At 41.6% G+C, this 12,612-nt stretch carries 9 protein-coding genes; 3 read left to right on the plus strand and 6 right to left on the minus strand.

Annotation, left to right across the window (positions count from 1 at the left end):
- Positions 1-36 precede the first annotated feature (36 nt).
- Positions 37-1,161 carry an FAD-dependent oxidoreductase gene (locus NYF15_RS04865; protein ID WP_371352983.1) on the plus strand — a complete coding sequence of 375 codons (1,125 nt, stop codon included), beginning with the start codon at positions 37-39 and terminating at the stop codon, positions 1,159-1,161.
- Between the two features lie 88 nt (positions 1,162-1,249).
- On the opposite strand, the gene guaA is transcribed toward NYF15_RS04865, so the two are convergent.
- Both guaA and guaB read right to left on the minus strand, forming a co-directional pair.
- A complete protein-coding gene (gene guaA / locus NYF15_RS04870) occupies positions 1,250-2,827 on the minus strand; it encodes a glutamine-hydrolyzing GMP synthase (protein WP_371352984.1) in 1,578 nt (525 codons plus the stop codon).
- 101 nt (positions 2,828-2,928) lie between these two features.
- On the minus strand, positions 2,929-4,398 hold the full coding sequence (gene guaB / locus NYF15_RS04875; protein ID WP_371352985.1) for an IMP dehydrogenase: 1,470 nt from the start codon (positions 4,396-4,398) through the stop codon (positions 2,929-2,931).
- Between the two features lie 144 nt (positions 4,399-4,542).
- Here guaB and xseA point away from each other — a divergent pair, with 144 nt between their 5' ends.
- A complete protein-coding gene (xseA, locus tag NYF15_RS04880; RefSeq protein ID WP_371352986.1) occupies positions 4,543-5,868 on the plus strand; it encodes an exodeoxyribonuclease VII large subunit in 1,326 nt (441 codons plus the stop codon).
- On the opposite strand, the gene NYF15_RS04885 is transcribed toward xseA, so the two are convergent.
- From NYF15_RS04885 to NYF15_RS04895, 3 genes are all read right to left on the minus strand, one after another.
- Entirely contained in the window at positions 5,869-6,516 is a 648-nt protein-coding gene (locus NYF15_RS04885; protein ID WP_371352987.1) for a hypothetical protein, read from the minus strand.
- Positions 6,517-6,543: 27 nt separating this feature from the next.
- Positions 6,544-7,368 carry a serine O-acetyltransferase gene (gene cysE, locus NYF15_RS04890; RefSeq protein WP_062569554.1) on the minus strand — a complete coding sequence of 275 codons (825 nt, stop codon included), beginning with the start codon at positions 7,366-7,368 and terminating at the stop codon, positions 6,544-6,546.
- A gap of 171 nt (positions 7,369-7,539) precedes the next feature.
- Positions 7,540-10,425, minus strand: coding sequence for a M16 family metallopeptidase (locus NYF15_RS04895; protein WP_371352988.1), 2,886 nt, complete (start codon positions 10,423-10,425; stop codon positions 7,540-7,542).
- Positions 10,426-10,670: 245 nt separating this feature from the next.
- On the opposite strand from NYF15_RS04895, the gene NYF15_RS04900 reads away from it, so the two are divergent.
- Complete coding sequence (locus NYF15_RS04900) at positions 10,671-11,627, plus strand: hypothetical protein (protein WP_341803173.1); 957 nt, start codon at positions 10,671-10,673, stop codon at positions 11,625-11,627.
- On the opposite strand, the gene NYF15_RS04905 is transcribed toward NYF15_RS04900, so the two are convergent.
- The gene (locus NYF15_RS04905) at positions 11,624-12,589 is read right to left on the minus strand and encodes a sensor domain-containing diguanylate cyclase (RefSeq protein ID WP_237118031.1); all 966 of its coding nucleotides are present in this window, start codon (positions 12,587-12,589) and stop codon (positions 11,624-11,626) included. The genes NYF15_RS04900 and NYF15_RS04905 overlap by 4 nt on opposite strands.
- Positions 12,590-12,612 lie beyond the last annotated feature (23 nt).

Raw genomic sequence — 12,612 nt, forward strand, 5'->3', positions numbered from 1 at the left:
ATAATCATTTTTTTCTTAAAAACTGGGAAGATTTAAATGAGTTCAATTAAACATATAGCCATTATAGGTGCAGGTATTGCTGGCCTTGCGTTAGCGATATTTGCAAGAAAACAAGGTATCAAGGTTACCTTATTCGAAAAAAACAACCGCTTTTCGACAATCGGTGCAGGTGTTACGTTATGGCCTAATGCGACCTTTGTGCTTGAGCAGCTAGGTTTAATAGATGATTTCAGCCAGCATGGTGGTCAACCAGTTGCTATGCGACATTACGACAAACAAGCTATTCAGCAAAGTGAGTTTAATATTCAAACACTAAACTCTCTGTGTGGCTTTTCAACTATTAGCATATTACGTCGTGACTTAATAAAGATACTTGCTGAGCGACTAGAGAAACTGGGTGCCACTATTCACTTCAACCAAGCCGTCAATACTCAAGACATTGCGCAATTAAAAGATAAGTTTGATCTTGTGGTGGGATGTGATGGACGAATGCAATCGAAAGCTCGAGAGTATCTATATAAAGTGCCTATGCCAACTAAATACCAAGGCTTCATTAATGTAATAGGCACCAGTGAAATTGATCTGACTCCTTTTGAGCAGACAATTCATGACTTTAGAGATAATAATGAACGCTTTGGTATAGTACCTGTAGCAAACCAACATTGTTACTGGGCTGCTGCATGGCCTAGTAACCTTGATAAAACGAAACCAATGGAGCAGTGGTTTGAAGAAATGCATGAGCGTTTTCAAGATTGGCCTAAAAAAGTTCAACAGGTACTCAATAGTTATAATCCACGCAGCTTAAAACGCATATTTGTACATGATATTGACCCACTTCCCTATTGGCACAAGGAGAATCTCATTATTATCGGAGATGCTGCACATGCTTCCTTCCCCACATCGGGGCAAGGTGCTAGCCAAGCACTTGAAGATGCTTGGCACCTAGCTCAATTATTTAAGACCGAATTTAGCCTCAAGATTATTTTGAAGAAGTTTTATGAAACTCGTATTCATAAAACCTCCAGCGCCCAAAACATGGGTAGACTAATCGCTCAGCATATCTTTCAACAATCATCTAATTCGGCCACAAATGCACCAAGTATATCCGCAGAAGAGCTCAGTCAACTCTATATGCAAGGACTAGAGTGTTATACCAAATGATAACGACTAAATAACAAAAAACCCGCTTATAAAAGCGGGCTTTTGTGTCTTTATAAATATTCAGTACAAGTGACTAGCTTAAAGTGAATTATTCCCACTCGATTGTTGCCGGTGGCTTACCTGAAATATCGTAAACAACACGTGAAATACCATCGATTTCGTTGATGATGCGGTTAGAAACCACACCTAAGAACTCATAAGGTAGGTGTGACCAACGTGCCGTCATAAAGTCGATTGTTTCTACACAACGTAGTGATACAACCCAGTCGTATTTACGCGCATCACCCATTACACCTACCGATTTAACTGGTAAGAATACAGTGAAGGCTTGACTTACTTTGTGGTAAAGCTCTGCTTTGTGTAGCTCTTCAATGAAGATAGCATCTGCGCGACGTAGTAAGTCACAGTACTCTTTCTTGATTTCACCAAGTACACGAACACCTAAACCAGGTCCTGGGAATGGGTGGCGGTAAAGCATGTCGTAAGGTAGGCCAAGCTCAAGACCAATTTTACGCACTTCATCTTTGAATAGCTCACGTAACGGCTCTACAAGACCCATTTCCATGTCGTCTGGTAAACCACCTACGTTGTGGTGAGACTTGATTACGTGTGCTTTACCTGTTGCTGATGCTGCAGATTCGATAACATCTGGGTAGATAGTACCTTGACCTAACCATTTAGCGCTTTTCAGCTTTTTAGCTTGCTCGTCAAATACTTTAATGAAGGTATGACCAATCGCTTTACGCTTATCTTCTGGGTCTGACTTACCTGCTAAGTCTGCTAAGAATTGATCTTCAGCATCTACTTTAACAATGTTTAGGCCAAACTTGTTACCGAACATGTCCATAACTTGCTGACCTTCGTTTAAACGAAGAAGACCGTTATCAACGAATACACACGTTAGCTTGTCGCCGATTGCACGGTGAATAAGCATGGCAACAACAGATGAATCAACACCACCAGATAAACCTAAGATAACTTCGTCATCACCTACCGTTTCCTTAATACGCTCAATCGCATCGTCGATGATTTTAGCGGGTGTCCATAGCTTTTCACAGCCACAGATATCAATCGCGAAGCGCTCAAGTAAACGTAAACCTTGATGAGTATGAGTTACTTCTGGGTGGAACTGTACGCCGTAGAAGCGCTTTTCTTCCCAAGACATTGCAGCATGTGGGCATGTTGACGTTTTAGCCGTTGTTTTGAAAGTCTCAGGTACTTCCATCACTTTATCGCCGTGGCTCATCCAAACGTCTAGTACGCCTGCACCGCCGTCAGTAATGTGGTCTTCGATAGCGTCAAATAATGCACAATCACCTACTTTTTCAACCTGCGCATAACCAAACTCTTTCTTATCAGAGCTGTGTACGCTACCACCTAGTTGCGTTGCCATCGTTTGCATGCCGTAACAGATACCAAGTACTGGCACGCCTGCGTTAAATACATACTCAGGAGCACGTGGGCTGTTTTCAAGTGTTGTAGACTCAGGGCCACCCGACAAAATAATACCTTGTGGATTAAATTCGCGGATTTGCTCTTCAGTTACATCCCATGCCCATAGCTCACAGTAAACACCAATCTCACGTATACGACGTGCGATTAACTGTGTGTATTGCGAACCAAAATCTAAAATGAGAATTCGTGAATCGTGAATGTCTTTGCTCATGGAGTATCTCGTTAGTCAGGAACTGCTCTCCCAAAGGGAGATGATAAATAAATTAGGGCTAGCAAAAGCTAGCCCATTGTAATTTCAATACCTTAAGGTTATTAACCTAAGCGGTAGTTTGGCGCTTCTTTAGTGATTTGCACATCGTGAACGTGTGATTCACCCATACCAGCTGAAGTAACACGAACAAATTGAGGTTTAGTATTTAACTCTTCAATTGTTGCACAGCCAGTTAAGCCCATTGCACTGCGAAGACCGCCCACTTGTTGATGGATGATTGTCGCGATAGGGCCTTTATAAGCAACACGGCCTTCGATACCTTCAGGAACAAGCTTGTCTGCTTCGTTCGATTTTTGGAAGTAGCGGTCTGATGAACCTTCTTTTTGGTCCATAGCGCCAAGGCTACCCATACCACGGTAAGACTTGTAGTAACGACCTTGATATAGCTCAACTTCACCCGGTGCTTCTTCAGTACCTGCTAACATTGAACCCACCATTACACATGATGCACCTGCAACAAGTGCTTTTACGATGTCACCAGAGAAACGAATACCACCGTCAGCAATAACAGGGATATCACGGCCTTTTAGGCCTTCAACTGCATCAGAAATAGCAGTGATTTGTGGTACACCACAACCTGTTACGATACGAGTAGTACAGATAGAACCAGGACCAATACCCACTTTAACAGCGTCAACACCCGCATCAGCAAGAGCAATCGCACCTTCAGCTGTCGCAACATTACCTGCTACGATTTGTAGATCTGGGTATGCTTGACGTGTTTGAGCAACACGATCGATTACACCTTGTGAGTGGCCATGTGATGTATCGATAAGTAATACATCAACACCTGCTTCAACAAGTGCTGCGATACGCTCGTCAGTACCAGGACCAACACCAACAGCGGCACCTACACGTAGACGACCTTGCTCGTCTTTACATGCGTGTGGTTTGTCTTGTGCTTTTTGATAATCTTTTACAGTGATCATGCCTTTAAGTTTAAAAGCATCATCAACTACGAGAATTTTTTCGATACGGTGCTCGTGCATTAGACCTAAAATTTCATCACGGTCTGCACCTTCTTTAACAGTCACTAACGATTCTTTTTTCGTCATAACTGTAGAAACAGGTTGCTCAAGTTTGGTTTCAAAGCGCATATCACGGCTTGTAACAATACCCACTAGGTTATTATCACCATCCGTCACAGGAAAACCTGAAAAACCTTTATCTTCTGCTAATGCCATGGCATCAGCAATTGTTAGATCCGCAGTCACAGTAACAGGGAAAGAAACAATGCCTGCTTCGTACGTTTTAACTTTACGCACGTTTTTAGCTTGCTCTTCAATTGTCATGTTTTTGTGGATGAAACCTAAACCGCCCTCTTGCGCTAGCGCAATCGCTAAACGAGCTTCTGTTACAGTATCCATAGATGCTGAAACTAGCGGCAAGTTAAGATTGATACCACGCGTTAAGCGAGTTGAAATATTTGCCGTGTGTGGCAAAACAGTAGAATGACCTGGTACTAGTAGTACGTCGTCAAAGGTAAGAGCTTCTTTAGCAATTCTAAGCATATTGGCAACTTCTCACATGTGGATCTGAGTATAAGGAATTGCGGCCAAATTTTATCAGCGTTCTAAACCCGAGTAAATAAAATTGTGCAATTATTTATGATAAAGTAGCCTTAGTTTATAGCAAAGAGATTAAATTTAGCTGCAATGGGTAATTCACAAGACATTTATACCGTATCACGCCTTAATAAAGAGATCCGAAGTGTACTAGAACGCGGCTTTTCTTCTTTAGTGTTAAGTGGTGAAATTTCAAACTTTATTGCGCCTGCTTCAGGACATTGGTATTTCACATTAAAAGACGATCGCGCACAAGTAAAAGCAGCTATGTGGCGCGGTAATAATCGTGGCCAAACATTTCGCCCAGCAAATGGCGCACAAGTCACTGTGCGTGCCCGTGTATCTTTGTATGAACCCCGTGGTGATTATCAACTGATTGTTGAGCATATGGCACCTGCTGGTGAAGGCTTATTAAAACAAGAGTTCGATGCGCTTAAAATGCGCCTTGCCGCCGAAGGCCTGTTTAGCTCGGCTTATAAAAAGCCATTACCAACAAATATCAATCGCGTTGGCGTAATTACCTCGGCCACAGGTGCGGCCATTCGCGATATTTTAACCGTTTTGAAACGCCGTGCTCCCCAACTTGAAGTGGTGATTTATCCGGCCATGGTGCAAGGCGCTGATGCTCACAGCCAACTAATAGAAAAAATAAACATCGCCAATCAACGTAACGAAGTAGATGTACTAATATTAGGTCGTGGTGGTGGTTCATTGGAAGATTTATGGTGTTTTAACCATGAGTTACTGGCACGCGCCATTTATGCCAGCAACCTGCCTATTGTCAGTGCTGTGGGCCATGAAGTAGATACCACTATCAGTGACTATGTTGCAGATATACGCGCAGCCACACCTTCTGCAGCAGCCGAGTTGGTCAGTCCAAATAGTGAAGAGTTACATAGCAGAGTAAATCAGCTTGTTAGGCATTTAAATCATGCCTTTAAACATGCTTTGGCAGTTAAACGTACTACAGCGACGCAATTTGAGCATCGCTTACAACTTTGTCACCCACGAAATCAACTCAATCAGCAGGCACAAAAGCTGGATGAATTAAGCCTTGCTTTACATCGTGCTATGCAAAGTAAAATTCAGCGCCATGAACGAGTACTTGGCAACCTTACTCCTCGTTTAATGCAAAGCTCACCAGAAAAACAACTTACTCGCTATGAGCACTTGCTTACACAGCTGCAAGGTCGTTTAACACAAGCTATACAGCACCAACTTACAACATCCCGTAATCATCTATCACTGCAGGCGAGCCGCTTAGATTCAGTCAGTCCACTAAGTGTATTAGCACGTGGTTATAGCATTACTAAAAACAAACAAGGTCAGGTGGTGAAATCAGTGTCACAGGTTAATAGCGGAGAATTGCTCACCACTGAATTGGCTGATGGCCAGTTGCAATCAAAAGTGGTTTGATTAGTCTGTACTTACAACGATGACTAGCTCATCGTCACTCGATGTGGTGGAAGTATATTTAAACTGTTTCCACCAGCTTTGCAGCATTAAATCATCTGTTATATTTCGCCAATAATGCTCAGGAAGTACTGCAACGTCATCTGGGCGTTGTAACTTAAACTGACAAACAGAACTTTTACACTTAGAGATGCTAACATTTGGCTGTATAGGTAAGTCAGCCATAATTAAAAAGTCACTCATAGCTGTTTCAACTTGATAGGCCCATGCTTCATTGCGTTCTTGCTGTGCTAAAAGCGTGTAAAGCTTATCAAGGTGGGAGTCTATTTCATCGGATGTAAGTGCGTTAGTACGATAACTTGCAATCACAGCCTGCTGGCTCTCGACTTGTAATTCAAGCTCGGCAATTTGCTGCTTAAGCGCTTCTTGAGTTAATTCTTCAAGTGAAGTTTGATGCCCAACATTAGGAACTCCACTCACATTAATAGGTGCAACTGGTGCTGCTTGCTCAGAAATAGCCGGCTCTATGACACTTATTTGCGTCCGCTCTGAAGTTGGCAAAACGGTGTTATCAGTTTGAAGCATAAACATGATGATAGCGCCACAAATAAATGACGCTACAATCGACAAACCAAACGCTAATTTAGACAAGGTTCTTTTGCTCTTTATTATAAAGAACTACAGCATTGCACTGGTATGAGATGCATTGCTTGCGCTTGTGGTGCTGTCATCCAGAAAGTTTTGATTCATACTTTCCGCTGGACAAGGACAGCTCGGTTTACCCACCACTTTAGCAGGTACTCCAACAACGGTTGTATGTGCTGGAACAGGGCTTAATACCACAGAGTTTGCACCTATGCGTGCGCCCTCTCCTACTTCAATGTTACCCAACACTTTCGCACCGGCACCAATCAACACACCCGCACGAATTTTAGGATGGCGATCACCTTGTTCGTTGCCCGTACCACCTAAAGTAACTGATTGAAGAATCGATACATTATCTTCAATAACCGCTGTTTCACCGATTACAATCCCTGTTGCATGGTCAAACATAATACCATGACCCACTTTACAAGCAGGATGAATATCAACACCAAATACCTCAGAAGTTCTACTTTGAATAAAGCGAGCAAGTTCTTTTCGATTCTGTAACCAAAGGCAGTTTGCAAGTCGGTGTGCTTGTATTGCATGAAAGCCCTTTAAGTTAAGTATCACCGTTAAGTAGCTATCTGCGGCAGGGTCACGATCTTTTACTGCTTTTATATCATGAGCGACATGGGTCAACATCAAATCACACTTAACAAAGGCCTGGTCAAACAATTCACGAATTGTGAATGCTGAAACCACTGCATCCGCCAACTTATTAGCAACAATAAAACTTAGCGCCGAACCCAAGCACTCATGATTTAACACACACGAATAAACGTGACTTGCTAAAAGAGGTTCACGAGTAACGACTTCGTTTGCTTCTTCACGAAGCTTTTGCCAAATTTCATGACGCATAATTTTGCCTTTCTGGTTGTACCTAACTGCTATTACTTAAGTTTAACGGATTTGTAGCAAGATGTACTAACCCGTTGTTTATTTGTTCTGGTTATATCTAATAACCAGAGTGTCATCGTTATTTGCTATTAAACATAAAAAATGCCCCTAGGCAGAGGCATTGATTAGTTATTATTGAAATACTTTTTCGACATCAAGTACTTTAATATTTTTCGCCGGTATCGCAAGTTTATAGTCTGCAATCACTTTATCTTCAGCAACAAGCTCTGCTGGTTTTTCAGCGTTGTACACCATAGGCGATGTTTGCTCTGATGCTAAGCGTTTTTGCATATCTTTGCCGTCACCAGTAATAAACACATAGTGGATATTCTCTGTTTGCAGATTATCGCGAATAACACGGTTAACATCATCAAGGGTTAGCTTTTCAAGCTTGCCGCGCACATAGTCAACAAAGCTCTCTGTGTTATAGAACTCACTATCAAGCGCATAGCCTAATTGGCGATCTTGGCTTGCAACCATTTGTGGCACAAAGTTAATTAAGAAGTTACGCGTCGCTTCAAAGTCTTCTTTACTAATACCCTCTTTAATTAGCTTATCAAGCTCAAACAGCGCCGTACGCGTTGCAAAGTGCGCATCGTTATTAGAACGAAGCGGTCGTAACCACACTTGGAAAATTTGCTCTGAACGACCTAAGTTAGCATCAGGTTTAGTTTGGAACATACCGCGCGGGAAGTACTCAATATATGCATAGTCACCATAGTTCATACCACGGGTTTGACGAATACGCTGATACAAGAAGCTGTTTGAGCTGCGGTGTTCACCAAAGTAAGAGCGCACTAACCAAAGTGCGGTCCAATCATCACTGCTACGAATAGTATCGATAGGGAAACCAAATGACACAGCGGTAGATTGCGCTGATTTTTCAACAATCGTTGCATGATGCCCTTTTAGCACTGGCGCATCTGGGATCGTTAAGCGGCTTTCTTTACCTTGTGGAAGCGATGTTAAATCTTTCAGCATAGTTGATTTAACATCACTCGGAATCGCACCAATTAAACCCACAGTTAGCTTAGATTGGGTAAACTGATTAGCATAAAACGCTTTTACATCGTCAAGCGTCAACGCTTCAAGATCTGATAAATCACCATAGTTATAGCTTTCGTATGGATGGCCTTTATAAAGCTGATGATAAAGCACTTCTTTACCTAACTCTTCGTCATTTGACGCTTTCAGACCCGCTTTAATGCTATCAATAAGCTCTTTTTTCAGACGCTTGAAATCATCTTCTCTAAAGCCAGGATTTAACAATTGATCGCTAACAAGTGCATACCACTTGGCAGCATTGTCTTTATGCACACGACCACGTAGTGAAATCATCTCTTTATCGATTTGATAGCCAAAGCTTCCCGCCAGTGGGTATAATGCTTTTTGAATATCTTTGTAGCTCATCGTTTCTGAGCCACCTTGCGCTAGCATTGCAGCAGTGAGTGCCGCTAAGCCTTTTTTGCCTTGTGGATCAGCTGCTGCACCGGTATTGAATAACCAGTTCACATCAACCAGTGGCGAGCTATTTGTTTTATCAAGTACTTTAAAATGACGCTCTGTTGGGGCTTGCTCAATACTCGCCACTGCCGCGTTTAAGTCAACCTCGTGATCAAAGCCTGCCACTTTATCAAGCGCCGACATTGTCACTGTGGTGCGGCTTGAATCAACAAAATATTTGTTTGCTACCGCTTTGATATCTTCTGGAGTGATGCTATCAGCAGTTGCATACAGTTGGTTTATCACTTCAGGGTCGCGCTCAAAATGCATGTAGCTTGCAAGCGTTGAGGCAATTGACTGCGATGAATCAAGACCATTAATAAAGCTGTATTTTAAGTTAGATTTTAAGTCAGCTAACTTTTGCGCATCAACCAATTCAGTACGTGCTTGTGCATAAGTACGGTTAATCGCATCACGGGCTTTTGCAAGGTCCGCTTCGTTTTCGACTTTTACAAACACATGTAATAACCCAGGATCTTTAGTATCAGGGTTATAGGTAAACATTTGGCTGGCAATTTGTTTATCAACAACAAGCTCTTGATAAAGTGCCGAGTTGTTAGAGAAATAAAGCTGCGAGATCAGATCAAGGGCTGCACGGTCTTTTTGAGTTGGATCCCATGCTGTGCCTTTGTAAGACACAAGCAACCAGTGACCTGGTAAACCATCATTTTTTTCATGCACATATTTTGCTGCTTGTTGTTTTGGCTCAACAGGAATATCAGCTTGGTAATCGCCTTTTTCCCAGTTGCCCCAGTGCTTTTTCACCATTGCTATGGTTTCTTGTGGATCAACATCACCAACAATAACTAAAGATACATATTCAGGTTTATAAAACTTAGCGAAGAACTCTTTACCATACGCCATTTGATCAGGCATAGCTTCAATGTCTTCAAAAAAGCCCATGGTGGTGTGTTTATACGTATGTTTTTCGAATGCTTCGTTACGAACAGCAGAAAGTAACTTACGAATTGGGCTGGCATTATTCTTTAGATATTCCCCTTTTACGGTAAGCGCTTCAGTGCGGAACTGCTCTTCGCTGTAAGTCAGATTTTGAAAAATATCCGCTTCGATTTCGAGTACTTTATCTAAGTGCTCTTTTGAGAAGTTTAAGTGGTAGTTAGTGTAATCGTTGGTTGTGTATGCGCGATTATCAACACCTGAGTTTTTTAGAATATCTGAATACACATCTTGCGGGAATTTTTCAGAGCCTTTAAACATCATATGCTCAAAGAAATGTGCAAAACCGGTTTTACCTGCTTCAACCTCATTACGTGAACCAACCGATACTGGAATTTGCAGTGACACAACATCTGGGTAATCTGTTTTTACCACCATTACACGAAGACCGTTTTCAAGCTCTTCTAATAGGTAATCTTGGCTAAATACACGATTATCATCTTGGCTTACTGACTGCTCAACCTCGACTTCTTTAACCATCGTTGACTGTGAATTACTTGCGCATCCGCCGAGCGCTAGCGTGACAGCAACGGCTGTTGCTAATAATCTAAATTTCATTATGTTCCCTTGTTAGTTATTTTTCTCATAGTTATTAACCGTTGATTATGCACCAAAGTACCAGAAAATATGAGGGTTGAAGGCAGAATTAATGTAAACAGGTGTGTCAATTTTTACGAACAACGGCCTCTTAAGTTGAGCAAAATTCATAGTCATTGAAAAACTTTCACGAAAAAAATCTATCTAGACGTCTAAATGGCTGCTATATTATCCTCATAGACGCAACTACAGCTGGAATGAGGATTATGGCTTTATCATTACAAGAGAAAATTGAAGACACCAATCAAGGTGTTTACCTTATTGGTACCACACCGCCTAAATCTGGCACTGATAAAGCTCAGCTTGAAACCATTGCGCAAAAGCTATTAGGTCGTTTACACGAAATTGAATACGATGGTGTGATTATCTATGACATTCAAGATGAAAGTAGTCGTACGGCAAAACCACGCCCATTTCCATTCAAAGAAACCGTCGATCCACGTGAGTACTCTCATTTATTACGTAACTTGTCTCAACAAGATGTTATTACGTACAAAAGCGTTGCTCAACGCGGTGAAGCTGAGTTTAACGAATGGCTAGCTGAAACTCGTAATGATTTTGATTTAAAAAACTTAGTGTTAGTTGGTAGCCCATCATCTCATGGCGATATCAAATTGAGCCTGCCTGATGCTTATAAAACACTTCAAAAACAAGATAATGATATATTTTTAGGTGGCGTTACCATAGCTGAGCGTCATGCTAGCAAACGCAATGAGCATGAGCGATTGCTTGAAAAAACTGAGCAAGGTTGTCAGTTTTTTATCTCCCAAGCTGTGTATAACGCACAGGCTACAATCGACTTAATCACCAGTTATGCGCGTAGCTGTAAAGCACTTGGCATTTCACCGAAACGAATCATTCTTACTTTCACACCCTGTGGTGGTGAGAAAACACTTGAGTTTATGCAGTGGTTGGGTATATCTGTACCAGAGGCAACAAAATGGCGCATGCTTGATTCCGCTAACCCACTAAGCGAGTCTGTACGTATTTGCCGTGAAAACCTCGACCTAATATTGCAAAGTTGCGCTCATTTAAATGTACCGCTTGGCTTAAATATTGAGAGTTTAACTAACCGTAAAGAAGAAATTGATGCATCTATCAATCTTTACCGTTTACTTAAAGCAACGATGGAATTAAACCTGGCAGAGAAGCAAATAGCCTAATCACGTTTATAGGCTTGCTTTTTCTCATACATATCTTCGTCTGCACGTTTTAGAAGATCAGCAAATGTTTCATTATGTTGAGTAAGCATCGCATAGCCGATACTGAGGCTAAGTTCTGGCAAGCCCTGACTTTGCAGGTTTGCCTTAAACTTGGTCTCAAGCTTTTTCATAATCGTATCGATACAATCACCACTCGTTGCTTGAAGAAGGGCAACAAACTCATCACCACCTAGTCGACCGATAATATCAGCCTCTCGTAAAGTGCCTTTCATCGAGTCAGCAAGGCTAATTAGAGCTTGATCTCCCACCTCATGACCAAAATTATCATTAAGCGGTTTAAAGTTATTAATATCAATAAATAAGCAGCATACTTCAAAGCCTAGACGAGCTGCTAGATTTAATTTATGTTGCGAGAGTAAGTCCAAGGCGCGACGGTTATAAATATTCGTTAATGGGTCTAGCATGGCAATTTCACGCATTTGTGCGAAGCTATCTAACAGTGCTAAATCATCTTCAACCATGTCTCTGAGTTGCTTTATGAGTTCTATTAGGCTTGGTTGATAATCAGTTTGTTCAAAATCCATCACACAAAATGTGCCAAATGGTTCTCCATTAGGCCAACAAATTGGCACTCCTAAATATGATTCTATGCCATCTTTACTATAAGGACTGTCATGCCATTGACTGTCCTCACTCACATGAGGAACATAAAGCGGTGCTAAGTCGCGCAAAACTTGCTTGCAAAAGATATTATCGTCAGCATTTGATTCAGCCCCCACATCATAGGGGTTTTCTTGTTGTTTGCTTGAGACAATGATGCGATACGCATCATTGTTTTTTTGCACGATAAAACCAGCTGGGGCAGAAAATAGCTCTGTCATTAAATCAATTGTTTTTTGCCACTTTTGTAGCGAAAACTGGTTGTCCGGTTGACGAAATGCACATTTATTGGCTTCAAACATACTACACACTCAAATTAACCAGT

It is taken from the genome of Pseudoalteromonas sp. 68 DY56-GL68 (genome assembly GCF_041414825.1).
In the GTDB taxonomy this organism is placed as follows: domain Bacteria; phylum Pseudomonadota; class Gammaproteobacteria; order Enterobacterales; family Alteromonadaceae; genus Pseudoalteromonas.